Source organism: Ruegeria sp. AP7 (assembly GCF_056539905.1).
Genome location: NZ_JBQFVT010000001.1, coordinates 403520 through 429721 on the forward strand (window position 1 = coordinate 403520; position 26202 = coordinate 429721).

General features: G+C 54.0%; 20 protein-coding genes. 5 read left to right on the forward strand and 15 right to left on the reverse strand.

The genetic code is table 11. From position 1 onward, the window contains the following. Window positions 1–20 precede the first annotated feature (20 nt). From ACR0KN_RS01950 to ACR0KN_RS01990, 9 genes are all read right to left on the reverse strand, one after another. Window positions 21–488, reverse strand: a complete 468-nt coding sequence (locus ACR0KN_RS01950) for a UDP-N-acetylglucosamine--LPS N-acetylglucosamine transferase (protein WP_480650987.1) — start codon at window positions 486–488, stop codon at window positions 21–23. A 106-nt stretch (window positions 489–594) separates the two neighbouring features. Continuing rightward, complete coding sequence (locus tag ACR0KN_RS01955; protein ID WP_480650989.1) at window positions 595–1860, reverse strand: glycosyltransferase family 4 protein; 1266 nt, start codon at window positions 1858–1860, stop codon at window positions 595–597. Further along, on the reverse strand, window positions 1827–2762 hold the full coding sequence (locus tag ACR0KN_RS01960; RefSeq protein WP_480650991.1) for a glycosyltransferase family 2 protein: 936 nt from the start codon (window positions 2760–2762) through the stop codon (window positions 1827–1829). Before ACR0KN_RS01960 ends, ACR0KN_RS01955 begins: the two co-directional genes overlap by 34 nt. 24 nt (window positions 2763–2786) lie before the next feature. Next, complete coding sequence (locus tag ACR0KN_RS01965; protein WP_480650993.1) at window positions 2787–4094, reverse strand: hypothetical protein; 1308 nt, start codon at window positions 4092–4094, stop codon at window positions 2787–2789. 3 nt (window positions 4095–4097) lie between these two features. Beyond that, window positions 4098–5075 (reverse strand): acyltransferase family protein, encoded by a 978-nt coding sequence (locus tag ACR0KN_RS01970; RefSeq protein ID WP_480650995.1) that lies wholly within the window; start codon window positions 5073–5075, stop codon window positions 4098–4100. Then, the gene (locus ACR0KN_RS01975) at window positions 5072–6331 is read right to left on the reverse strand and encodes a Coenzyme F420 hydrogenase/dehydrogenase, beta subunit C-terminal domain (protein WP_480650997.1); all 1260 of its coding nucleotides are present in this window, start codon (window positions 6329–6331) and stop codon (window positions 5072–5074) included. The genes ACR0KN_RS01970 and ACR0KN_RS01975 overlap by 4 nt, the downstream gene beginning before the upstream one ends. Then, window positions 6328–7566, reverse strand: coding sequence for an oligosaccharide flippase family protein (locus ACR0KN_RS01980; RefSeq protein WP_480650999.1), 1239 nt, complete (start codon window positions 7564–7566; stop codon window positions 6328–6330). Before ACR0KN_RS01980 ends, ACR0KN_RS01975 begins: the two co-directional genes overlap by 4 nt. 4 nt (window positions 7567–7570) lie before the next feature. After that, window positions 7571–8824, reverse strand: a complete 1254-nt coding sequence (locus ACR0KN_RS01985; protein WP_480651001.1) for a polysaccharide pyruvyl transferase family protein — start codon at window positions 8822–8824, stop codon at window positions 7571–7573. Window positions 8825–9002: 178 nt separating this feature from the next. Beyond that, entirely contained in the window at window positions 9003–9605 is a 603-nt protein-coding gene (locus tag ACR0KN_RS01990) for a response regulator (protein ID WP_480651003.1), read from the reverse strand. 261 nt (window positions 9606–9866) lie between these two features. Between ACR0KN_RS01990 and ACR0KN_RS01995 the strand changes: the two genes are divergently transcribed. Together ACR0KN_RS01995 and ACR0KN_RS02000 are read left to right on the forward strand one after the other, a co-directional pair. Next, window positions 9867–10391: a putative pterin-binding protein gene (locus ACR0KN_RS01995; protein WP_480651005.1), complete on the forward strand. Its 525-nt coding sequence runs from the start codon at window positions 9867–9869 to the stop codon at window positions 10389–10391. Between the two features lie 17 nt (window positions 10392–10408). After that, a complete protein-coding gene (locus tag ACR0KN_RS02000; protein ID WP_480651007.1) occupies window positions 10409–13006 on the forward strand; it encodes a hybrid sensor histidine kinase/response regulator in 2598 nt (865 codons plus the stop codon). Between the two features lie 83 nt (window positions 13007–13089). Here the strand turns inward: ACR0KN_RS02000 and ACR0KN_RS02005 are convergent, their stop codons facing one another. Further along, complete coding sequence (locus ACR0KN_RS02005; protein ID WP_480651009.1) at window positions 13090–16080, reverse strand: calcium-binding protein; 2991 nt, start codon at window positions 16078–16080, stop codon at window positions 13090–13092. A gap of 278 nt (window positions 16081–16358) precedes the next feature. Between ACR0KN_RS02005 and ACR0KN_RS02010 the strand changes: the two genes are divergently transcribed. Continuing rightward, a complete protein-coding gene (locus tag ACR0KN_RS02010; protein WP_480651011.1) occupies window positions 16359–17066 on the forward strand; it encodes an IS6 family transposase in 708 nt (235 codons plus the stop codon). A gap of 170 nt (window positions 17067–17236) precedes the next feature. On the opposite strand, the gene ACR0KN_RS02015 is transcribed toward ACR0KN_RS02010, so the two are convergent. Further along, entirely contained in the window at window positions 17237–18136 is a 900-nt protein-coding gene (locus ACR0KN_RS02015) for a LysR family transcriptional regulator (RefSeq protein WP_480651013.1), read from the reverse strand. A 96-nt stretch (window positions 18137–18232) separates the two neighbouring features. On the opposite strand from ACR0KN_RS02015, the gene ACR0KN_RS02020 reads away from it, so the two are divergent. Beyond that, entirely contained in the window at window positions 18233–18880 is a 648-nt protein-coding gene (locus ACR0KN_RS02020; protein ID WP_480457119.1) for a class I SAM-dependent methyltransferase, read from the forward strand. Between the two features lie 66 nt (window positions 18881–18946). Then, window positions 18947–19420: a GNAT family N-acetyltransferase gene (locus ACR0KN_RS02025; RefSeq protein ID WP_480651015.1), complete on the forward strand. Its 474-nt coding sequence runs from the start codon at window positions 18947–18949 to the stop codon at window positions 19418–19420. Window positions 19421–19523: 103 nt separating this feature from the next. On the opposite strand, the gene ACR0KN_RS02030 is transcribed toward ACR0KN_RS02025, so the two are convergent. The 4 genes from ACR0KN_RS02030 to ACR0KN_RS02045 form a co-directional block, all read right to left on the reverse strand. Beyond that, on the reverse strand, window positions 19524–19889 hold the full coding sequence (locus tag ACR0KN_RS02030; protein ID WP_170775045.1) for a hypothetical protein: 366 nt from the start codon (window positions 19887–19889) through the stop codon (window positions 19524–19526). An 894-nt stretch (window positions 19890–20783) separates the two neighbouring features. Beyond that, window positions 20784–22040 (reverse strand): response regulator, encoded by a 1257-nt coding sequence (locus tag ACR0KN_RS02035; protein ID WP_170470983.1) that lies wholly within the window; start codon window positions 22038–22040, stop codon window positions 20784–20786. Further along, window positions 22037–22423 carry a response regulator gene (locus ACR0KN_RS02040; protein ID WP_170385089.1) on the reverse strand — a complete coding sequence of 129 codons (387 nt, stop codon included), beginning with the start codon at window positions 22421–22423 and terminating at the stop codon, window positions 22037–22039. Before ACR0KN_RS02040 ends, ACR0KN_RS02035 begins: the two co-directional genes overlap by 4 nt. Next, window positions 22420–26004 carry a PAS-domain containing protein gene (locus ACR0KN_RS02045; protein ID WP_480651018.1) on the reverse strand — a complete coding sequence of 1195 codons (3585 nt, stop codon included), beginning with the start codon at window positions 26002–26004 and terminating at the stop codon, window positions 22420–22422. Before ACR0KN_RS02045 ends, ACR0KN_RS02040 begins: the two co-directional genes overlap by 4 nt. Window positions 26005–26202 lie beyond the last annotated feature (198 nt).

Below are 26202 nucleotides of genomic sequence, written 5' to 3' on the forward strand. Positions count from 1 at the left end.
TCCTCGGAATAGTTGGGTTGTCAGATGACTGCGCCGCGATACTCGGCGTTGGTCAGAGCGGCGACATCTGGCCATTGAGAAAGCACACGGTCAGCAACGCCCAGGGACAGACGGGCGGAGACTGAGAGTTCCCGGGCATTGGCAATTGAGTCGATGAACATCGTGCGGGCGCCAATCAGGCGTGCCAGCTTGATGGCCAGAAAGCCTCCTGCCGCGCCTGTAGACACAACAACCTGTGGACGTAGTCGGAGCACAATCCACGCCATCTGCATAACGCACAGGAAGAGACGGAACGGTGTGTCTTTGTTCGCGTCCGGATACACGTGCAACTGCGACTTGCCGATCTGCTCTGCAGCAGATGCGTCGGTTGTCGCGTAGTGCACCTCTGCTCCGGAGAACGCTGGCGCCAAACGCCGCATCTGGACCCAGTGACCACCACCGGAAGAAACCGCGAGTACAACGGGCCGTCTGTTATCTGATCCAAGCATTTTTTGATCTCCATCTGCTTCGTTTGACTTCCTGCAGATGGATAGCTTGAATTAAGTCACTGATGTTAATACGTAAAAGTCGTGTCGGCGCGCAACTTGGTAGTAGTCACACTATCCTTTGGTAGCGTTGGCGCAGACCTTTGGTCAGGACGATATCCTCGTAGAGAGACACCAGATGTGCCGCCTTGACGGGCCACAGTCCTTCTCGTTCGACTTTTGCCCTCGCGCCCTCGCCAAGGCGAAGCCGCAGTACCGGATCGTTGGCAAATTTTCTGAGCGTCACCGCGATTTGATCGGCAAAATCCGCAGGTTCAGCAACCGGTACTTTGACCCCGGATGCTTCGTCGATAATCCATGCAGGGCCACCGCGATCTGCCGTGATAATCGGAAGGCCATGGCGCATTGCTTCATAAAGCACGCCACCTGCAGGTTCCCGAAACGACGGGAAACAAAAGGTGTCATGAGACGCGTAGAGCCCCTCGACGTGCTCGCGCGGGATTCTGCCGAGGAAGGTAACGCGGTTACCGACACCCAGCCGCTCAGCCTCCATGCGGCACGTTTCAATTTCTTCTCCGGTACCGGCGCTGGTCAGTGTTACACCCGGCAGATCACGCAGCTGTGCCATCGCGCGCACCGTGTCCCTGAGGCCCTTGGTGCGCACACCGCGCCCGACGTGCAGCACCTTTAGCTGGCCGACGTCAGTCGCACGTCCCCGCCGAGGTTCCACCTCGTCGATCCCCAATTCAAGGACCGGCTCAAACCTGCGCAACTGCACATCATCCAGTATGTCGCGCACATAAGGGGCGACCCCGAGAACACATGCAGCTTCAGAATAGGAATTGCGCAGCCATGGGTCGTTCCGGAAACGATACTGGTCCAAAGCGCGCAGGCGCGTAAACAGCGGTGCATTGCCTGCCTCTTCACGAAATTCATCAGGCGTATCCAGTGCTCCGCCCAGTGGTCCGATGATATAGGGCGTATCGAAATGGCGAAGTGGCGATGCGTAGCGCGCCGCCTGTGGCATCAGCTGGTGCGCAATATCGAAGATTTCGCCGCGTTTGTCTGCGGCTTTGACCCACCGCCGAACATGACCTGCAAAGACCGGCCATGCTGGCTTTAGCATAGCATTCAGGCGTTCGTTTCTTCGTGCCCACGCCGGCTCGAGCCACGTCACAACGCGGGCACTGGGCAATTGTTTCGACAAGCAACCGCGGCCGGGCCGCTGGAAGGACAGAACGGTCAGATCCACCAGGTCAGCCAACGCGTTCGCCCATTTGAATGCCACATAGGCTTCGCCCACATCCGTTGCGTCAATGTTGGGTGCGATCAACAGAGCCTTCATGCTTTCGCCGCCCTGTGTTTCGACGGCCATGCCTTTGGCATGTCCAGGGTCACTTTACCAAAATGTTGCGCTCGCGCCTTTGCTCCGGGACGGTGCAACAAACCGAGTACTGACCAAAAAATGGCTCGGGATGTGTTGTGAGCGGCAAGGATGGCAAAACAGCTGAGCGCGGCGAGCAGCCCGCCGTGTTTCAGATGTAGTCTCGTCGTACCCTCTGTCATCAGTACATCGCGCCGATGATTCAACTTGCCTGCTGAGCCGTTTCCGAAGTGCGTGACCTCCGGGATCGGCGCAAAAACCAATTCCCACTCCGCTTGTGCGAAACGCCGGCACCAGTCGGTCTCCTCCCCATAAAAGAAAAACGCTTCATCCAACAATCCGACTTGTCGCATCGCCGCAGTTCGGACGAACATCGCAGCCCCCGAGATCACGTCGACATTACGTTCGGTCGTTCTGTCCCATCCGATCATGCGATATGCGTCCCACTTCGAAAAGCGCGTGAGGCCCATGGTTTGCATTGCTAGATGACCTAGGCTTGGAAAGGCACTGCAAGAGTGCTGAACGGATCCGTCGGTGTTCAACAGACGAGGTCCCATGACGCCGACTTTGGGATGGGCGTCAAGCCAGGTGACTGCGTCCCGCAGCACCGTCCCATGAACAATCGTATCGGTGTTCAAAAGCATGATGTAGCGCCCTAAAGCCTGCTTGAGCGCCACGTTGTTCCCGCCTGCAAAGCCCAGATTTTCGCCGCTTTCGAATAACCGGACCGCCGGGAACTCAGCCCGAACCATGTTGCAAGACCCATCCGAAGAAGCATTGTCGACGACCAACACTTCTGTGTTTAAAGAGCTGAGACCTGAATACACCGACTGCAGGCAATCGCGGAGCAGGTTTTCGGTGTTCCAATTCACAATTACGATCGAAAGATCCATGGCGTTTGTCCTGTCAAATGAGTGTCAAAATAGCCTTGCCGGGTGCAAATTGGCTTGAGGCTTTAGTGGGACGTGGAAACTGCGTTTTCGTTCAGGCGCTGCGTCAAGCAGCCAGGCTCCGGCACCGAGCAGAAAGAAAAAGAGTACGAATAGAGCATTCCAGAGGTGAACCGTAGCCGCTGCGACGGTGATACCGAAAAGTGTAAAGGCCCAGGCGTGACGCGCGCGTCTCCAGTCGGGGGGGAGGTTTTTCCTCTGACCAACAGTCCAGACAAGCCCGAGAAGGAGAGCGAGCAAGAGCAACAACGCCGGCAATCCATAACGCACCGCGGTGGCCAGCCAGAAATTATCCATACTGTCCGACATCCAGAGCGGTCTTTCCCATTCCCCCAGTCCGATCCCGAAGATCGGGTGTCGAGCGACTTCTGCCGAGCCAAACTCGAAAATCAAAATCCGGTTGTAGGCGGACTGCTTTGAAAACGTGAAGTAATTTACGAAGACATGGAAAGGTGTTTTCGTTGAGAAGAGATCGATGGCTACGTAAGCCATCGCAAGCAGTGAAAAAAGCGCCGCCCAACGGCCCTGCACGGTGCCCAGGACGCGCTCCCACCCGGCCACAAAACCTTGCATCATCAATACAACGTAAGGCCCCCCCGAAGCCGACATGAAAGTAGCCAGCACCACACCAGCGACCTTCGCCATGCCGCCAAAGTTCATAAGTTTTCTTTTTGCGAGAACAAAATACGCAAGCGAGAAGGATGAGGCGCAGAATACACCGTAAAGGATCGGGTGATCGAAGGGACCAAAAGTGCGTTCGAGCCCCATGCGCGGTTCGATAAAGGGTGCTTTGGGTCCCCCAACGGCGCCGGAAATACCGTCGTGCAGAATGTGAACGCCGGTCAGTGCTTCTGGAACTGTGAAAATCAATGTAGCGAGCACCATGCCCACGTAAGCATGCGCCATTGCTGTAAAGTCATCGCAAGATCTGATGTAGAGACGACCGAGCAGGTATGCGCCGGCACATTCAACGATGTATATGCCACCGGATTCAATGCCCTGATCGACACCGCCCCACTTGATGAGTGCCAGCAACGCCCATCCGCAATGGGCAAAGAGAAGCACATCAAAGATGTGTACGCGGCCCTTCTGACCAGACAGCAATTGGACCAGCATTGGGACAATCATGACGATCAATACGACTCGATACGCGGAGAACCTTAATCCACCAAGGTTCAACGACACGGCTGTTGGCAACATCATCGCGAGAAAGAATATAGCAACCGCTGCGGGGACGCCAAAAATGGCGTAGGAGTGCGCGCGCGTCGTCGCCATTGCTCAAGCCACCGCCCGACGATTGGCGAGTCCGGGCCGTTCTACGAACTGCCAGCTCATCAGCGCGACAGGATACGTTGCTAAAAGGCTCAGAACGGCCAGAGGCACCGGTGCTATCCCCGGCAGAATGGCGACGAGTGTCTGCGCAATTGGCCACCCATAGATGTACATGCCATAGGATACATCGTTTCTGAGCATCACAACTGGCCCACGCATAGCAAACATTACGAGTGCAAAGCCAACCAAGCTAAGACCTAGTGCTCCGGGCACAATCGACGCCAACGCGAGGAGAAAAACGATCGTCAGCAGACGCAAACCGATCCGGTTGCGCCATACATAAACCGCCATACCCAGAGCAAAGGATGCGAAGAGCGGTGCAAATGTTGCCGCGCGTCCAGGCAAATCTTCTTTCACAAAGCAGATCGCGACAGCCAGCGTCAGTAATGCCCAAACAGTTTTCGCATTTCGAGCACCGCCCACCCAGACGAAAGCCGCGCAGATGCCATAGGCGAGTACTTCATAGAAAAGGCTCCACAGCGGTCCGTTGACGACTTCGGGGTATGGATTTGTCGCGAACGCTTCGGTCAAACGATGTTCTATGGAGACGAGTGTCAGCGCGCGGAAAAACCACAATGCCGACTCTTGAACCCCGGCAGTGGAACCACTGGCGAAAGCGAGAGCGAGCGTGACAAAAAGTGCGGCACCCAGGCCGGGCACGATGCGTCGCGCGCGTGCGGTCCAAAAGTGGGTAGGCGTTTTTCGTTGAGCACTGGCCGTTATCAGTAGCCCAGAAATGAAGAAGAAAACGCCAATGGCCCAACCTCCAAGCGACTGTCCCGTGAGATGTTCCAGCGGTTCAACTGTGCCAGGTCCGAGCGAAAGTGGCCAAGCATGGCTGACTATTACCCCTGACGCCAACACTAACCGCAGGAGGTCAAGGTTCCGGCTGCGATCCGAGGTTAACGCGTCTTCGAGTGTCATTGCACCAGCTCCGTAATGGCTACATCGCGCCACAGTCTGTCGCGCAGGACCCTTTTCCACGTCCCAAATACCGATTGCATTTTTTGTTTATTCGGCAAGCCCAGCCAGAGGCGGAACAGTCTCTGGCCCCGATCCTCTGGAGGGGACAGGCCAAGGACGCGCATGGCGATGCGACGCCCCCAGACCGCGCCATTTGTGGCGCTGAGGTTCGGTTGGGCTTGCGCGATCACATCACGTGACCGCGTTTCAACGACGAGAAAGCCGGCTTCCATAGCCGCTTCGATGAAAGCGCGACCGCGCGCGGTGCGCGCGACAATGAGTGACCGCCCTGCGTCACAGTCTCCTTCGGGCGGGGCGTGCCACGGGTCGCCCACTGAAATGTCTGCAAAAGCGCCCGTGTGATCGGCGCATACGCGGCAGCGCCACCGACGGCTCGATTGCAGGATGTTTCCCCAGCCTTCGGCATAAGAGATGCCTTCGCTGGTCTGTTCCTTACCGGAATTGTCTTGCCAGACCGCTTGCATCAGACCTGGCCAACCTTTTCCGCGGTACCTGAGTTCCGTCAGACGTGCTTCTTTCGGAACGCCTAGGCGATCGAGCAAGGCGTTGGTTGCGGCGAGAGTAGGAGCACCTGCACAAAAAATCGCAATGGTCAGGGGTATGCGTGCGGCAAGCGACGCATCCGCGGCAGCGGTTTTGTGAATGGATGCCACATCACAAGGCTTGCCGACGAACACCACAGGCTCAGTGCCCGCAGATATCTCGTTGATTGCCTCGGCAGGACTTGCCTGAGCATAGCGCGAACCCGGTGCGCGACGTAGCCCTTCCGCGTCCCTACTGATCACAGTTTCATTCAGGCGCGGGTCGCCGCGACGTGCGGCCACATGCGCAACTCCGGAAGCAAACCCGTTTGACAGAGCAAATTCGGATAGCGCTGTCACTGCACCGCCGGATGACCCGCGATATCGCGTTTCCGGGTCACTCGCCCATCCTTCCCATGCGCTTAGAACCGGACCCCACGCGGTGTCAATTCCGTCGCGAATTGGAAGTTCTGTCCAGTCCGTAGAGGCTCCGGCGCAGGTTGCCACTGCTGCTCTGGAAGCCTCGTGGCCCGCTCGGGTTTGCTTAACAACGGGGCGGCGACCGTTCTCGGGATCGTCCACCATCTTTATAAAGTCGGGAAAGCTGCCAGCACAGGCGCCACACCCGGTGCAAAGGTTGCAAGCAACGATCGAGGTAATAGGGTCTTTGGTCATGCGAAAGCGCCTTTCTTATCGTTACAAACGAAAACTGTCGATGAAAGTTGAAACGCGCGGAAAGTAGCGCCGGCTTCCCCTATGGCTGCTGCGGCCGCTATGGCGGCTAAAGGCAGCCCTGCCACAGCAAAGGCTGCTGCGGGCATCAGGGCGAGCGCGCGAATGAGATTTGCACGCGCTGGGTCGCCTGTGCGCCCAGTTGCGACTGCAAACTGCGAAAAAGGTGTTCTTAGGATTCTGAAACCTGCGGCAATGGCGAGAGCTGTGGCCAATGCAGCTTCAGGCTGAAACGCGTCTCCGTAGACGAGTGAAATCACGGTGGGAGCGAGCGTGGCAAAACCAACCACCATCACGCTGGCCAAAACAACGTGAGTGTTGAGACAACGTGACCAGACCTTCTCGAGGTCATTGTTGGCAAGAGCCAAACGCAACTCAGGCAAAACGAGAGACGCCGCCGCCCGGCCAACGATCTGAGCAGGAAGCAATGCCAGTTGCAAAGCCACGCCGTAAAGCGCCAGTGAGGACCACCCATATGCCTGAGCGACGACAAACCGGTCGGCGTAAAACGTCAGAAACAAAAGGCCGGCATTCAGCAGTAATGGCGCTCCGAACGTCCAGCTGCGCCGCAACGTTGCCAGCGAAAGTGCTGTTTTGTATTTTCGATCTGCAACCAGATGCGATAAGGTTGTGTAGGAGACTGCGTGCGCTACAAGAATGACACCCATCGCGCGGTGATCGGTAAAAAGCCAAGCGAACGGCACCACGCATATGGCCATCGTAATCGTTGCACCGCCCTCTACGATGCTCATTTTCATGTAGCGAAATTGTCTTTCCAACCGGCGATAATCGAGATGCCCGAAACCGCGGATCAAAGGTATGATCGCCAAAAACCCGTAGGTCGCCGCGCTCGGGCCATCTGAGAACACCGCTGCCAGCAAAGGCGCAAATCCCAGTAGGATTGTCGCACAAATCACGCCTCGCAGGATCGCAGCTCCCTGAAGTTCTGACTGAAATCGCGCTGCATTGCCGTCGGGCGCCTGAACCATCAGACGTTCGATACCCAAATCGGTTGCCATTTCGACAAGCCGAACAGTCAAGGCCAGTATCATAGCGCGCCCCAGCTCGTCGGGTCCAATCACCCATGCAATAGCAATAGAACGGCCCAACGCAGCCGCTTCCGCCAGCACAGGAACGGCCCACGCAAGAGAGCGGCCAGATATCGCAATCAAGCGCACGAGCTCAGGCCTCGACCTGCCGCGCTATCATGTCCATTTCGCGATTGGCGCGGGCGCGAATGCCATCGAGGCGTGATCTCAGGTAAGATTTTCTGCGCTTTGACGACAAGTACGAAGCGGCTGCCCGCGCGCCCAACGCGCGTGCATCTAAGCGGCGCAGGTCTGCCACGTCTTCGCCAATGCCGCATTCGTCGAATACGCCCTGAGCTTTGTCCGTGTACCCCAGGCCCAGAGTCGGCACGCCAGACGAGAAGGCCCCGATGGTCGCATGCATCCGCGCGCCTGCGAACCAATCCAGCTTGGCTAGGACCCACTTGAGTTCCATTGCGTCCAAATGCTGCTCAAGAATGTACACGCGCTTGTGTGCGACCGGTCCCAATCGCCTTAGCAAACGGCGGCATGCTGCCAGATCGCTTTCAGTTTCGGTCTCCGGCTTATGCACATGCGGTATCAAGAGAAGCCGCAAATTCGGATCGCCCTTCAAGAGCGACCGTGCCAATGCTTCAATCTGTTTTTCGTGCGATTCTGCGAGATCAAAAGTCAAGCGCGCTTCAGGTGCATCGTTGCAAAGCAACCCTGATACATTAAGCCCTGCGAGAGGAAAATCCGATTTCAGCGTCGGCGCAAGCAGGCTTTGAACTTCATCGGACAACATCTGCGGCTTCTTCTGCGGAAGTGTAACAGCAACATCAACGGCAAGACGGTGGCGTTTGGGGTTAAAATCGGACCCGAGATGCTCTTGAAGGAATTCGAAGCTTTGCGCATCTCTCACCCAAACGGCTGCAGCGCCGCGCAGAATGCTTACAGCTTCCGCAGCTAGCTCTGGGTTGCGGAACGGCCCGAGTTTTTGCGGCAACAGGATAAGCGGCACACCAGCGTTTAGCGCCATTTGTTTGGTCAAAGCCATCGCCTGGAACCGCTTAAGTCCGTAAATGTCAGTGAAGCTGTCTCCGCCCGAAATGTCGAGCACGGCATGCGACCGCGCGATCGAGCGCGCCGGAGCACTGATCATACCGCCAAAGCGCGTCATGGCATGCGCTGTGCGCAGGTTATCACCCCGCCAGAACCGCCTGTTGTGCGTCAGACCTACAAGATTGACAGCGGTGTAGCCCCAGTCCGCACGACGTAAACCGCGCCCATGATCCGCAACGGTAATCTCTTTCACTCCGCGGCTTGATAATCCGGCAACTACGGAGTGGCATAATGCACTAACACCCTGGTTCCCGGTGTCTGGTGCAGCGTTCAAAAGCGTAATCATGTCATTCCTCATTCAACTGAGGACGTGATACGCGGGCTTTACCTTCTTGTCCGCTGCGCATCGGGCTGAGACGAACTCCAGTTGGACAGGTGCACCTATTCGATCGGATAGATCAGCGGCTGCCACAAAAAAACCGGCGGGAATTTCACCGGTTTGCTTCTGTGTGCGGTTCTCTCGGTTATAAGAGGTTGCGATCTCTAGCGATCATTGCAGCATGAGTTCTGTTTCGGGCCCCAAGTTTGCGGCACAGCGTTTTGGCGTGCAACTTCACTGTGGCTTCGTGAATATTGAAATCCCGAGCTATTTCCTTGTTCGCTTGGCCGCGACAAATGCCCTGAAGCACGTCGAGCTCTCGTTTTGAGAGCAAGTCTGATGTCTGTTCTTCCCGTTTCTGCATCAGATTGAATGGGGCGTAAATCTCACCGGCCGCCATGAAACGCGCAGCGCTGATCATTGATTTTGACCCGAGCGTTTTAGGTACAAAACCTGCGGCGCCTTCGGATATTGCTTCCTCGGCGAGGGCGCGCGTGGTTGTCCCGGACAGCAGAGCGACGGGCCGTTCATCACTGATCGAAATCATCTTTCGCAAGCCGTCGAGGCCGTTCATGCCCGGCATATTGTAGTCAAGTAGTACAAGATCGAACGGACCTTTTTGCTTCACTTCATTGATTGCCTCAGGAAGAGAACCGGTCACAACAACGTCGGCTTCACCTTCATTGACGAGAAATGCCGCGATCGCTTCGCGCACAAGGTCGTGGTCATCGGCCAAAAGTATTTTCATATCTCGCCTTCCTGAGTTTGAGATCCGCGCATCTGCATGACGGCGCCGCTCTCTTCAATGGCGTGCACTACAGCAAATCAATTTAATAAGCTTGCACGGGATAACATCTCCACGGATTACTACTCAACACCCATCGGCATGGACAAATTGGAGCATCGGCAGCACCGACATATCCGAAAGTATATAAACCAATGCGTATGGGCAGATGACGAAAATAGTTTTTCGTGCCAGAAACTCCCGCACTCTCGGCGGAGATATCAAATGTCAGGAATTACGAAGAGCATCAGAAATGCGGTCTTTGGATTGCTTTTTTGTCTGGTAAGTCTGAATGCAACAGAAGCGGGAGCCCTTGAACCGGCAAAGAGCGATGTTGTCCTTACCGTCAGCGGTGCAATTTCAAATACCAACGCAGGCGAAACCGCAGAGTTTGATAGGGCAATGCTCGAGGCCATTGGCACAGTTACGTTTGAAACAGAAACCATGTGGACAGAAGGAGTTCAAACCTTCACCGGTGTCGAACTTTCGGATCTTTTGTCTGTACTGGGGGTGAATGGCTCGCAATTCAGAGCATCAGCTGTTAATGACTATGCGGTGGATATTCCAACAGAGGATGCGGTAGAAGGCGGACCCATTGTGGCATTCCTTCGGAATGGTGAATTGATGACTTTGCGAGACAAAGGTCCTTTGTGGATCGTGTACCCTTATGACAGCTCGCCAAAGTATCGGACCGAAGTGATTTTTTCCCGCAGCATCTGGCAACTGGATCGCATTGAGGTACTGCCCTGAGCGAACAATCAAAAAAGTTGCGAGTCGCAATAACGCGTATAATTCGCGAAGGTGGCCTGCGGGTCGCGTTTGCGACCGCAGGTTTGTTGTTTTTCTTTGGGTTGATTGTAGTGCTCGTTCAGCTGAACCGGGACGTTTATGGGCAGATTGATGCGTTGGCTTCAGCGAATTCAGACAGCACACAGTGGACGCTCGCGCAGTCTGACGTTGAGTTGCTGACTCTAATGACGGCACTCGCCGACGCCGCCGCCGACCCGGACGCTTCTTTATCGGCAGTACGTACCCGCTTCGACATATTTTACAGCCGAACACGCATGCTTTCGGCCAGTCAATCTTTGCAATCTGTGCGTGAAAGCGCGGAGGTCATGGATGCACTGGCAAGGCTCAATTCCTATCTCGATGAAACTGCGCCGCTCATTGATGGCGACGATTCCTCACTTCGTCGCACACTGCCCGAACTTCAAAGGCGAACGGCCGATATTCGCAATGACATACGCGAAATCAACCTGACCGGAGTCAGTGTATTGTCTCGGGAGGCGGATTCACAGCGTACCAGTATTGCCAACACTCTGAGCCGGGTGTCGCTGCTCACTTTCGTTCTCTTTGCGATACTTGCGGTTACGGCCATTCTGCTCATGTTGTTTTTTCACCGCGCGCAGCTACGCGCTGCGGAACAGAGCCAGATCCGATCGCGCCTGGGGGCTATGGTTTCATCTTCTCTCGACGCTGTAGTTGCCATGAATACCGCTGGGCTTGTGATCGATTTCAACGGTGCTGCCGAAGAGATCTTTGGATATGCCCGCGAAGAGGCGTTGGGACAAAAAATGGAGGACCTGATTGTTCCGGATCATCTCAAAGAAGCTCACGAGGCGGGTATGGAGCGTTATCGGAATACCCGCGAGAAACACGTCATTGGAAAGGGTCGCGTTCAGCTCGAAGCGAGGAGGAAAAACGGAGAAGTGTTCCCAGTGGAACTGTCCATCGAAACGGCTGATTCCGACGACGGCGAGATATTCGTGTCTTTCCTGCGCGACATATCCAAAAGCGTAGCAGCCGAGAAGGAGCTCATAGAAGCGCGGGACAACGCTGTTGCTGGTGAAAAGGCAAAAGCCGATCTGATCGCTGTCATGAGCCACGAGATGCGCACTCCTTTGAACGGTATGCTCGGCACGCTTGAGCTTCTGAAGCCGGAAGAACAAAAACCCAGGAACCGCGAGTATCTCGACATTATTCGTGCGTCGGGAAAGCTTCTCTTACATCACGTCGACAATGTGCTCGAAATTTCTCGCGCCGAGGCGGGAAAAATCGAGATTGAACAGACTGTGTTTTCGGTACCTGCTCTGGTGCGGGAGCTCGTGGAAAGTCAACGCGGCGTCGCCGAGCATCGTGGCAATACCCTCTCGAAGATGGTCGAAATGCAGGGTGAAGATTATGCTGTGGGCGATCCGACACGCATTCGGCAAATCCTGCTCAACCTGATCGGTAACGCGGTCAAATTCACTCGTAACGGCTCTATTGCAGCGGAAGCAAAACGCCTAAATGAAGGCGAACGCGTTGAGTTCCGCGTCACGGACACGGGTATTGGGATCCCGGCTGACGCGCGAGAGTGGATCTTCGAAGACTTTGTCACTCTCGACCCGTCGTTTTCCAGAGCGGTTGGTGGAACGGGCCTTGGCCTTGCCATCGTCAGACGGTTGGTTCTGGCGATGGATGGTGAGATTGGACTGGAAAGTACAAGCGGATACGGAAGCAGTTTCTGGGTTCGTCTGCCTTTGCCTAAAGCAGCTGGACATACCTCTGCGGATCTAGACTCGGGTAGCGAGAAAACGCGAAGGATCTCAGACGTCCGCTCGCCGCCCATGAAAATTCTGGTTGTCGAGGACAACCGGATCAACCGGGTCGTGGTGCACGACTTACTCGTGCAAGACGGGCATTCCGTAGACGAAGCGTTCGATGGTCAACAAGGGGTGAAATTCGCGAAAAGCAACTCTTATGACCTCGTCTTCATGGACATTTCAATGCCCGTGATGGATGGGATCGAAGCAACCCGGGAAATTCGGGCAAACGAAACTGCGGGCATGCATTTGCCAATCGTAGCTTTGACGGCAAATGCGGTTCCGTCAGAAAAGGACCGTTTTCTAGCAGCAGGCCTTGATGACATATTGGTCAAACCAATAACACAGCGGCGTTTGCGCGAGATGCTGGCCCGGTATTCCAAAACAGGTGAGCCCATCGAGTATCAGTCAGAAAACGATGATGGTTCCACTTTTGACGCCATGGTTAACCACGACCATCTGCGAGATTTTTCTGAGGCATTGGGCGCGGAAAAGGCCAACAACCTCATCGGGAGCTTCTTGCAAGAGGCAGACGAGACGATTTCCGGTATCCGCGCGCGCCTCGAAGCCGGCGAGAGGTCGGACAGCCTGAGAGAGACTGTTCATCACACTGCGGGTTCAGCAGCGCTATTGGGGGCGGAAGTGCTGCGCGCCATGCTCGCGGAAATCGAAAATGACCTGGCCGAAGGCGTAGAATGTGATCCGTGCAATGCTGACGATTTGAAGGACATATGGTCGAAGACTGCTCCGGAGCTGCGCTTGCACTTAAGAAACGCATAAGCAGTTAAAATAAGCAGTTAAAAAAGCGGCCGGACAGCCGCTCTTTTAACTGTTCCATCAGTCATGCCGTAGCTACTCTTGGCTCACAGGAACATAAGTTCAACTTCGTTTGCTTGTCCGAGATCGAGTCCACACAACAGTACGGACGCGTCACTCCCGTATTCGATTGAAATGCCGCGATCATCTTCGACCCAGACAAGATCGGTTGGATCAACAGCAAGAAACCGCAGAGTATCTTCTGTCGTATCGAAGGATTTGATCTCATCATGACCATCACCAGACGCGAATTCGAATGTATCCGCGCCAGCGTCACCGCACATGAAGTCATCTCCGAGGCCGCCATTGAGTACATCGGTGCCTGTACCGCCGCTTAGCGTGTCGGCACCGGCTCCCCCATAAATGAGGTCGTTACCGGCATCCCCCAGAAGCTTGTCGGCGCCTTCGCCGCCAGACAGGTTATCGTCACCCAGCATCCCGTTTATGTGATCGCTACCAGCATTCCCGGACAGAACATTATCTCCGGTGTTCCCGACCAGCAGGTTATCACCCGAATTACCACTACCGACAAATCCGCCCTCTCCAAAAAACAACAAATCCTCAACATGCTCTGAGAGTGAAAAATCAGCCGTGGCGTGCACCATGTCATGCCCTTCACCAGCATATTCGATAATCGTATCCAGCGTGTCTGACACCTTGTAGGTATCGTCCCCCAAGCCACCGTAAGCAAAATCCGCGCCCGCGTTGCCCGAAAGCAGGTCCCGCCCGGCACCACCGAACATGATGTCGTCGCCGTCACCGGGGCACAATGTGTCGTCGCCATCTCCGCCATAAGCGACATCATTGCCCGTACCGCCATGCAGTTTGTCGTTTCCGGTTCCTCCCCAAAGCTCGTCTGCTCCATCATTTCCGTGCAGCTTGTCGTGCCCGTCGCCGCCATAGATGACGTCGTCTCCATCGCCGCCAATCAGGTTATCGTTGCCGCCTTTACCGTCGATCAGATCATCATTCTGGTTGCCAACGATCATATTGCGAAGTTCGTTGCCAATACCGACATCCGCCACCGAGCCTTTCAAGAGCCAAAGGTTTTCCAGGCCGTCTCCCAAGGTGAAATCAACTTTGGACTTTACCGTGTCGCTGCCACTTCCGTCTTCTTCGGAGACAATGTCTCCAATGGTGTCAACGAAGTAAGTGTCATTCCCAGTGCCGCCAAACATCCTGTCGTCGCCGGTCCCACCGTCGAGAATGTCATTATCCGCCTCGCCATAGATGACATCATTGCCAGCCTGCGCCCTGATAAAGTCGTTGCCGGCACCACCGTAAATGTCATCATCCCCAAGTCCTGCGTAGATTTTGTCTTTCCCGCCGTAACCGAGGATCACGTCGTTCAGTCCATCCGGTCCGTCGATATGCGTACCATCTGCGTCAGAATACCCAACCATATGATTGTCTTGGGCGGTGCCTTGCACCGGAGACGTTTCAATTGTCAGCGTTGCAGTATCGGTGACGCCACTTTCGTTGCGGATCGTGTAGGTCAACTCGGCCGTGACATCACTCGGGTCGCTTCCAGGCGTGACAGAAACCATACCAGTGCCTAGGTATGTGACGATCTCTCCATTGGCGAGTGTGAAGGTGGCGCCATCCGCAACTTCCACTCCATTCAAATGGATCAGCGTCAGACTTTCCCCCTCGCTGACAGCATCGTTTGCCAGAAGATCAATAGAAACCTGATCACCTTTCGCTGCGAGTTTTACATGATCGTCTTCTGCCACAGCGACAGAGAGCACTGGTGAACGCAACAAGACGGTCGAAGATGTATCGATCCCGAGAAAGGGATCGACACCGCGCGTATCGAGCGCCCCGTCATTGCTCGACACCCTGGGCGCTTCAGCGAGCAGTTCCATATAAAGCGCGCCATCATCGCCGGTAGTAATTTTGTAAAACCCACCTTGGTTGGGCGTTGACGCATCCAAGTCGTGATCTGCGTTATTTGCGCCGATGTAAACCTTGCCGTCGCCATCGACTATTGTTGCACCGAAGGCGCTTGATGGGATGCCAGATTTGACTTCACCGTCAACGATTGTGCCGACAATTTGTTGGGTCGTGACGACAGGTTCCCCGCCGAGGCTTACTTGCGAGATATCGATCGAAACCATGGTACCGGGTTGTCCGCTCGAGCCGCCGTGGGAGACGCCAAAGAAGGTCTGAGACGACGGCAAGTATGCGAGGTCGGCAAGACCCTTGGTGGAAACTCCAAGTGATGGCAGGTTCAGTGTTTGACTGACCAGAGATCCATCCGGGTTGGTTTCTGAGAGATCGTAGACGACAGCGATGCCCAGATTACCACTGAAAGTCCAAAGATTTCCGTGATCATCCACGTCACCAATGTATGATCCCATAACACCAGGCGATACAGCATATGTCGCTCCGGTTGCGTCCATGGCAATGACATCATTTCGCGATATTGCGTTCCCCAAAGCGTCGGTGCCGTCGGAACGGGCTATTCCGTAGATCAGATCAGTCTCGTTTGAATAGCCGATAGCATTGACGTTGACCGCAGCGGGTGTCTCGGTTTCGGTGTAACTGTTGGATTCCAGATCGAACTTGACCAACTGCCCATTAAGGACCTGATAGATATGGTTTTGGCCGGGTGCGAAGGCGTCGACCGTGACTTCCTCGCCGAGAAAACTCACCGCTCGCTCATAAGACGGCACGACGCCGGAGGTATCAATTGACCCTTCCGAGCCTGCGTTCACGTCTGTGATGCGGAATTCCAGTTCCGAAATGTCACCTGTTCCGATGAGATCGAAAGTATAGCTTTCGAAAACGCCGCCTTCGTGGAGAAAGCTCCCAATGTTTTCGCCGCCGAAGAAGACCTCAACGGTGACACTTTGGACATCCGCCGCAAGATTGGCCGCAAGGTTAAACTCAAGCTCGTAGGGTACGTCCAGAATGGTTTCTACGGACGTTGACAGCACGGGCTGACCGTTCTCATCGACTTCGCCTACCCAAAAGTCTGACACGGCATACTGGTCAAAAGTGAGCTTTTCGTCTGCATCCTGCAGTAAGTTGTCCATTTATTTTTTTGTCCTCGGTAAAAGCGTCGTTGTGAGCTTTGCGGTTGGAGGCGCCGCAAGCCGATGCTTCAATATGCTCCAACGGCACGTCGAGTTCTCGACGCCAAAAGCATATTCTGAGTACCGTGGGTAGCATTTGCTTCTACTTTCGGAGCGGTCGGATCGACTTTCTGTGTGTGCTGCAGATTGTGACCGGTAAAAAAACACCGCACTCTAGTGAGGATCTTGTTAGAAGAACTTTGCGTGAGTGGGGCAGGGGGCTTTCGTAGCTTTTGCCCATGACCAATCCTGCCTCTCTTAAGTACTTCAAAACCAGCCCCGAGATCATCCGCCTGGCGGTGATGCTGTACATCCGATTTCCGCTCTCGCTTCGGGATGTCGAAGATCTGCTGCACGAGCGCGGGATCGATGTCAGCCACGAAACCGTCCGCTACTGGTGGAACAGGTTCGGCCCAATGTTTGCTTCTGAGATTAGACGCAAACGGGTCCAGCAACTTCGTGCATTGTCGAAATGCAAGTGGCACGTCGACGAGGTTTTCGTGAAGGTAAATGGCAAGCGGCACTATCTTTGGCGGGCTGTCGATTATGAAGGCGAACTGCTGGAAGCGGTTGTCACGAAGCGCCGAAATAAGGCTGCAGCACTGAAATTCCTTAGGAAATTGATGAAACGGCACGGCAAAGCTGAAGAAGTCGTCACAGATCGCTTCGCGTCCTGCAAAGCAGCGCTCAGAGAATTGGGTGCGCTGGACAAACAAGCGACGGGCAGGTGGCTGAACATCCGCGTTGAGAACTCACACCTGCCACTCCGACGAAGAGAGCGCGCTATGCAACGTTTCCGGCGTATGCGAAGTTTGCAGAAATTCGCCGCCGTCCATTCCTCTGTCTATAACCATTTCAACCAAGAAAGATCTCTCACCAGCCGAGACACCTTCAAGCTGACGCGCACCGCTGCTCTTGCCGAGTGGCGCGAACTTGGCGCGGGATAAAGGACAGCTTCACTGGCCTACCAGAGACGAGTTCGAATTCGTCTGACAGCACCCTTCGACTGAGTTCGGAGGTTTGCTAAGTCCGCGTAGCAGACGTTGAATGAATTCTCCCGGACGTCTGAAGCGAGCCCGAAGCAGACTCTAGTTCACGACACCCGACCAACTCACGTTCAATAATTTGTCCGCGAGCCGAGATGGTCTGCAAGCTGATCAAAAACCAACCTAATCCTTCGCGCTGTTTGTAACTCAGAGTGTGTGGCCAACCAGATAGGAAATTTGAATGGCTCGCGTTCGGGCAGAACACGCTCCACACCGGGTGTAAGGGCCACCACATCGTCTGACATAACACCAATGCCGAAGCCTTGGCGCACAAGCTCCCATGACACTATCCCGCTCTGCGATCCAATCCGAAAATTCTTGCGGGTTACTTCGATGTCAGCCGGATTGAGAAATCCAATCATCGTGTCAACATCACCAAAGCCGACGAAATCCAGCTTAGCAAGTTCGTCTTCATTTCGTGGTCGCCCAACCTGTTCGAGGTATGAAGGGGCAGCGTAAAAATGTGCCGTCGCTTCTGCCACGAGCTTTGCAATTAGGTCCGGCTGTGTCGGGCGCACATGCCGAATTGCGATATCTGCCTCGCGCCGCTGTATGTCTCGTATGTCATTTGCTGCGACAACGTCGATCTCAAGCCGCGGTGCCGCGAGCCTGATCTGTTTGAGAATAGGCGGTAGCTGATAGGCTGACATCACGTCGGAAGCAGTGATCCTGACTTGCCCTTCAACTGCTTGTGACTGGCTTGTTGCGGTCAGAGAAATTCTGTTCGCGACATTTGCCATTTCACTGACATGCACCAAAAGCTCAGCACCGGCTGTTGTCAGATTAAGTGACTTCCCAACCCTTTCAAACAAGGTGACGCCAAGCGCCTGTTCCAGCGCGGCGACCTGACGACCGACGGTTGGCTGGGTCTGCTCAAGCACGCGCGCCGCGGCGGAAAACGAGCCTTCTTCTGCCGTTGCAAGAAAGGACCGAGCCTTGTTCCAATCGAAATTGATAGCCTTCCAATTCATGCATTAATGCATAACAGTTCTGCAATATCTGGCAATTTAATAAATCGGCGTTTTAAGATATTGGCTGCGGTGACACCAAAGGAAAAGAAAAACGATATGGCTGCATTGTCCAAAGATGCCGCATTTTGGAGCAAGATTTCGCGCAAATATGCGGCTGATCCTATCCGAAATATGGAAGGGTATCTGAACACGCTCAAACGTACAAAGTCCTACCTGAAAGCCGAAGACAGCGTGCTGGAAATCGGGTGTGGGACGGGGTCAACCGCGTTGCTACTGGCACCACATGTGGCTCAAGTCACTGCCTCCGATCTCGCACCGGGGATGATCGAAATCGCCAACGAGAAACTCGCTGAAGAAGAGCTGGAGAATGTAACGTTCAAAGTGGCCGAGGTTCTGCAGCACGATCCTAACGACGGTTCTTACGACGCTGTCCTCGCACATAATCTACTGCACCTTGTACCCGATATGGGCCATGCACTCGAACACATTGCAACCCTTACAAAACCCGGTGGGGTATTCATTTCCAAGACCGTTTGCGCTCCAGAGAGTGGAGGGTTCAAATATGGCATAATCAGCCGAATAGCGATCCCGATTATGCAGGTGCTCGGGAAAGCTCCGTTCGTAAATTTTGTATCCGTAGCTGAACTACAGCACGCCATTGAACTTGCGGGCTTCGATATCGTCGAGACAGCGGATCAAGCCGGGTTATTGCCGAGCCGGTACATTGTCGCGAGAAAGCTGTGAAACAGTATTTGCGCCATAATTACTGTGCATGCAAGGGACAGCTCGGGCCATCAAATGAGTATATTGATGAAAGATGGGATTTCATTTGCACGCCTTTCGGAAATCGATCCGAATGACATTGCGGTTCATATGTCCGACCCCCGGGTAGCAGAGCATATGCCGCTTTTGACGTTCAAATGGAGTGTTGACGTCGCAAGAGAGTTTATCGCCAAGAAGGAAGGTTGCTGGGCACGGGACGGTCTTGGACATTGGGCATTTTTGTCAGGCGGTCGGTATGTTGGTTGGGGGGGCTTTCAAAAAGAAGATGACGAATGGGATTTTGGGTTGGTTTTGCGGCCCGACGCCATTGGCCTTGGGAAACGGATTTCCAAAAAGGCAATCGACTTTGCGATTGCTGACAAACGTATCCCCTTTGTCACGTTTCTGCTGCCACCAAGTAGAAAAAATCTGGGTGCGCTCCGGAAACTCGGTGCCAAACACATCGGCGAGATCGAATGCGAAGATGCTCAGTTTCTCAAGTTTCGCCTGGATACGGAGTGAATTCCGTCAAATCTGTCGGGTGTCAGCTTCGAGCGCATCGAAGACGCTCTCGAAATGTCATCGCATGACCGCATCGAGCCCAGGACGGACAGCTGAAGCAGCATTACTTCGCCAAGTCTCCTACGATGCCTACGGCATCAACAACAGTTGAGAGGTCATCCGTAACTTCCAAAATTTCATCATTGACGCGAATATAGCGATTTCCTTTTCCCGGTGGTTTCAATTTCCATTTCGACAGGTCGCTGATGTTTGAGTAGTTTAGGTCGCTGGGAAGCTTTGCACCGCGCGTGTACCTCTTGATTTGCCCTGGCGGCACCGCCTTTTTACCCTTGCTTGGCTTGCCGTCCACTTGCACTTTCTTGTCTTTGGACTTGCCGCCCTTGTCTTTGGCTAACGCTAAATCAACCCCGCCAATTGATAATGCCAGAGCAAGAACCCAAACAAATCCAGTACTAACTCTCATATTCATTCCCTTCACTCAAACCATACCCAGACGCTCATGCTGGCGACTAGAAAGATTAACCCCTGATAAAGTCTTCAAAGATGGAAACGCAGGTTACCACTTCATAAGTAACAGCCATATGTTACATCAGGACCGATAAGTAGCGTGCGACCGATGCGTCTTTAAGGCAATAGACCAAAATACAAGTCCAAAAAACGAACGCACCTGCTGGCTCAATAATCCTACTAAAGTTCGACAGGGAGCCATTCCCTTTAACACCGTGGGCCACGGCGCTACTGCCACTTAGCGAAGGGAATAGGTCCCTTTTGTTTTGCTTAACCATGTTCAACTCATAAAAATTAACTACAGGGTTCATATTTTTCCCCACATTAACACGTTGTTAACATCAGAGTATTTTGTGTTTTTTCGCGTATTTGAGGCAATTTTCGAAGACAATGTTGTTGAATGTTTCGATATTGTAGAGCCAGAACTGATCGCCCCCCATTGAATTGGTCCGCACCTATAGTTGGGAAACGAAGGATCAAAGATGGGGACCAAGCGAACGAGCGCATTCGGACTGTTGCAACTTTTCGAACTGCGTCGCCAAAGCCAGCTTCGTCCGCATAGCGGTCCCTCAGACAGATCGTAGCGAAAGACCGCACCGAGCCCAAAGTGGTCGTTAATTAGAATTGTGCGTGAAGCTCCGCAGCGAAAGACTGTTAAGAGCACGAAGTGGTCATGCGCTGTTTAGTAAGCTGTGTGGTATTGCTCGTCTATGAAACGTCGCATAATCGCAGTTCTTGACGCCGATATAGGCAACCCTTTTGTTATTGTTGGGTCAGGGTCGACCGGCTCGCGGCGAGTGTTGGGCAGCCTTATCATGGTTGTTTAGCGGCAATGACGTTGGGACAGGTCTGGCGATCAACCCACTGCTTCAATTTCTGCGCCAGTTTCGCCGGCCAGCAATCGACCAAGGTGAAACAAGATCAAGGGGTCGTCTTCGCACTCGGCCAAAAGCGCCGCAAAGGATTGGCGCGCTTTGGGGTCACTCGCCTCTAGCAGCTCATACGCCGCCTTGTAACCTCTCACTTGATCGCTGTCGACAAGCGCCTCTGACAAGGGTTCATAGCAGGTCACCGCTTGCGCTTTGCCTTTCAGCAAGAGTCTTCCAATTGGGCGGCCAGAGAAGTTGTCGATGCCCTTGGCAACACTTTCCGAAGTGCAGATGCGCGTCCCTATCGTCTTGTTGGCCTGTTCCAGCCTTGCCGCAGTGTTCACAGCATCGCCATACGCTGTATAGTCGAAATAGCTCTTGCCGCCGAAATTGCCAATGATCGCACCGCCGCTGTTCACACCTATGCGCGTGTCTCCCAACGCGATGCCGCGATCCAGTAATTTCTTCTGAAAACCTTGCGCAAATTCGTCGAGCGCCAAGGCGCAGGCCACCGCGTGCGCGGCATGTTCCGGGTCGTCAACTGGCGCACCGAATATCACTTGGATGGCGTCGCCTATGATTTTCATGACTGTTCCGCCGTGCGAAAAGATTGTTCGGGTCATGCCATCTAGGTATTCGTTGAGAATTTCGACGATCAGGTCGGAATCCGAGCTTTCTACCAGCTGAGTGAAATCGGCCAGATCAGTAAATAAAAAGGTTGCTACGCGGCGCTCGCCCTTGGCCTCTATTGCCTCTGGATCACGCGACAACGTCTCAACCACCGTAGGAGAGAAATACCGTGACAGCGTCAATCTCGCTTGCTCGGCTTTATCACGGGCCGTGCGCAATTGGCGGAGCAACTCAAGGTGTTCCAGCGTCTTGGCAATGGTCCGGTCGAGATCTTCGAACTCGATCGGTTTGGTCACGAAATCGAAAGCCCCGCGGTTCATAGCCGCGCGAATATTGTTCATGTCGCCGTAGGCCGAAACCATAACAGTTTGCAGATCAGTTTCCATCTCGCTCAACCGCTCAAGCAAAGTGAGACCATCCATCCTGGGCATGTTTATGTCCGAAAGGACGATATCTATTTTAGGGTTCTCTTCGAGAACTTCGAGGGCGTGTTTGCCGTCATGAGCAAACAATAGATCGAGTTCCCCTTCGCGTACGCGACGCCGAAACTTTTGCGAAATCAACGCTTCAAGGTCGGGCTCGTCATCGACAACAAGAATGCGTGGCGGCGTCACGTTGCATCTCCGACAAATCGTGAGAGCCGCTCTTTCAGTTCAACAAAATCGACGGGCTTGGTCAGGAACTGTTCCGCTCCCAGTTCCCGGACTTTCGCCTCGGTCGCTGCATCACCATAGGCGGTGATCATCATAACCGGTAATTCAGGCCAGCGAGCGCGCAGTTCCTGCAAAAGCTCGATTCCTGACATGCCGGGCATGTTGATGTCCGAAAGCACCAACATTACTTCTTCTTTCGAATGACTTATTGCGTCCAAGGCGGACTCGCCAGACCCGGCAAACCCAAAACTGTAGACTCCTTTTCGTATCTCCCGCCGAAAATTTTGTCGAATCAGGTCCTGTGCGTCGGGTTCGTCATCTACCATCAGAATTTGTCCTGTCATGCTAGGTCCCCCTGAGAATGGACCGGGACCGAAACGACAAAAATTGTGTGATCCCCTGGCTTACTGTCCACAGTCAAAGTTCCACCATGCTGCTTGACGATGGTATCATAGCTCAACGAAAGGCCGAGCCCTGTGCCTTCACCCGCGGGTTTTGTGGTGTAAAATGGTAGAAATATTTTCTCCCTCATTTCTTCTGGAATGCCCGTACCATTATCGCGAATAGTGACGTTGACGCGGTCACCATTGGCTCGCGTCGATAGCCAGATCGTCGGTGAAAAGTCACTTTCTTCCGCGTCTTTACGTTTGTTGGCCGCATACATGCCGTTGCTGATGAGGTTAAGAAAAACACGCATCAAATCCTGCGGATAGCAATCGATTTGGCCAACGTCGGGATCAATGTCGGCTCGTATTTCGACATTGAAACTGGAATCCTCCGCCCGAGCACCGTGATAGGCAAGGTTCAGCGCTTCTTCTGCGATTGGGTTTAGTGCAACACGTTGCAACTCGCTTGGCCCCTCACGGGAATGCAGAAGCATGTTTTTAACGATGCTGTCAGCACGTTGACCGTGTTGGTTTATCTTGCCTAAGTTGCCGCGTACTGTCTGCCATAGGTCCTTAGCTTCCTCGCGATCCTCTTCCTCCAGAGCCGCGATCGGGTCTTCTAATATCTCGTGCAACTCTTCCAACAACTCGCCAGACAATTTGGCAAAGTTGTTGACGAAATTCAGCGGGTTCTTGATCTCGTGGGCAATGCCGGCAGTAAGTTGGCCTAGGCTGGCCATCTTCTCGGACTGGATGAGCCGTTCTTGGGCTTGCCGCAGATCGTTGAGGGCTTGTTCAGCCGCATCACGCGCTTTGGAAATCTCTGCTTCACGCCGTTTTAGTTCGGTGATATCGAAATAGGTCAGCATGCGACCGCCATCCGGCAGGTCCACACATTGGAAACTCAACGTCATGCCATCAGCCCTACACAACTCGCCCGGTGGCATGTTTCCTGCCCGTATTGCCTCGACCCGCATGGACAGCCAGTCATCCCAGTCCTTCGGCGCAACATCATAGACTCCTGTGCCCTTGTTGTACTCTATCAGTTCCTGCATTGTTGGGCGCTGGTCGATGAATTTCTGATCGATGTTCCAAATTCGCGCAAATGCCCGATTTATTATACGCGCACGTAAATCCGGTCCCATGAACAGAATTCCATAGTCGACGTGATCGATGACCGCGTTAAATTCTGCCAGTGCCGCTTTCAGTGCTTCGTCAGCGAGTTTGCGGTCCGTAATGTCAGTGTAAGTTGCAACTAGGCCGCCACCTTGGATAGGGTTGCCGATAATCTCAATCACCGTACCATCAGGACGAATACGCTCAAATTTGTGCGGTAAGAATTTTGCGGCCAGTTCCACCCGCTCGCGCACTTGGGTATCAATGTCGCCCGGCCCATATTCCCCTCGTTCAGCATTGAACCGAAATGCCTCTTCCATTGTGAATCCGGGGCGAAAGCGTTCGCGAGGAAACTCCATGAGGTCGAGGAATTTCGAATTCAACGCAATTGTGCGCAGCTCTTTATCCACCAGCGTAATCCCCTGGCCCATGTTCTCCATTGTTAACTCGAGGATCGCTGATTGTTGTTCGATCTCCAGCTGTTTGGTCTTCAGTTCGGTAATGTCGGTATAGATCGAGACGATGCCACCATCCGAAGTGCGATGATCCGTAATCTGCAGCCAGTACCCGGCGACTAGCTGTTCGCGTGGTTCGCCCGAGGCTTTCTTGCGTTTTTCGGCAATTCTCTCAAGATACCCTTCTACTTCTCCTTCGGAAAGTGGAAATAGGCCGCGCTTGATGCCGGCACCGATGATCTCTTCGAATTTCACGCCGGGTACGACCTTGTCGGCGAGTTCGCTCATGTAGGTGCGGTAGCGCTCATTACATACAACCAGCCGATCCTCGGCATCCCACAATGCAAAACCAGACGAAATCGCTTCAATTGCGTCTTCAAACCGCTGCCGTGCGGCCTGCGCATCTGCCTCCCTGCGTTTGAATTCGGTTATGTCGTTGTAAACCATGATGCGGCCACCATCAGGCAGGCGACGTTCGTTGAGCATGATCCACACACCGTTGCCCAACTCTAGTTCCCAGTTCGCCTTTGGCTTCTCCCAAGCGACGCGGCGGGCAGCGATCCAACCGTCAACGCCGTCTGGATGTTCGGTAAACATCCCAAGCTCATAGCCGTTGCGGATCATGTCGAAGAATTCGCGGCCCTCATAAATTAGGTTGCTCAAATCGGCGCCGCCAGCGGCGTCCCTGAAGATCTGGACGTAGCGGTCGTTGAATAACTCGACGCGATTTTCAGGTCCCACCAAAAGCAAACCATCGGCGATCGTTTCAATTGCTCCGAGTAGCCGACCTTCAATTCGGGCAATTCGTTCCCGTGCATCCCGGATTTCAGTTATGTCGCGCACGGCACCGACAAGCCGAACGACCCGGCCTTCGGCGTTTCGCACACCAACGCCTCGGTCGTGAACCCAACGGTAACCACCATCACGCGCCCTCTGCCGGTAGTCACATTCAACGGCATCAGTTCCGCCCTTGAAATGGTTAACGATTGCCTTGACATAAGCGTCGTAATCATCCGGATGGATCTGCTCGGCCCATCGTGTCGAAGACGAATTGGCCTCGTCCAAACTGAGTAGATCGTTCAGGTCAGCAGAGACAAACAGAACATCATTGGTCACGTCCCAATCATAAATTCCATCGCTGGTAGCTTGAGTGACCAACTGGTATCTTTCCTCACTTGCGGCAAGGGCTGCATCCCGTTCAATCTTGGGTGTAATGTCCCGAATTGCGGCCACCATACGCGTCGCGTAGCCGTTAGTATCGCGAATCGAGGTGCCGTGATCCGATACCCAGCGCCACTTTCCGCTGGCTACTTTGAGTCGGTACTCACATTCCCATCGTTTCTTCTTGCCGGATATATGCGCCTCCAACGCTGACAAGTAAGAGGGCAAATCGTCGGGATGAATAATGTCTTGCCATACCCACGTTCTCTCCCCCTTAGGACCGGTCTCAAGCCCTAGGAAAGTCTCAAGTCGTGGGGACGCATAAAACTGGTCGTCGGTAATGTGCCAATCGTAGATTGCCTCTTCCGCAGCGTCTGAAACAAGCGCGTAGCGCTCCTCACTTTCTCGCAATGCTCTTTCTGCTTTTCGTTCGGCGGTGCGGTCCTGATAGGTGACCATCGTTCCTCCAGAGGCCGTTCTGCGATAGCTGATCGCTAGAATCTGCCCGTCTGCCATCTCATGCTCGAGCGCGCGCTCACCAGAGGCACCAATCTCATTCATTCGATCGGCCACTAGCCGATCAGTTTTGCCCGTGCCAAAATCTCCGCGTTCGGCGTTGAAATGCAGCAAATCTTCTAGACTAACACCACGGCGGCAGAGCTCTTGTGGGTAGCGTCGCATCTCGCGAAATGCGGGGTTGCAGTAAACCAGTCGGAGTGCGTCATCGAATATGCCGACACCAACATCCAGAAGCGCTATACCTTCTTCGTACCTGTCTGCTTGGCTTTTCTGGTCAGCGCCATTCATATCGCGTTTCCCCCCTGGAGAAGAATGACTGAGTCAAAGAGTTGAGTCAAAAAATCAACCGTAGAAGCTTGGTTTTAGAGAACACGAGCTATTGTAGAAAGTTCTTGCAATTCAAAGGGTGACGTAGCTTGCCGCTCCAGAGCTTACCAAGCCGACCAACCCGTTCCACCAGCCTTTAGGTCACGTGCGTTAGTTACG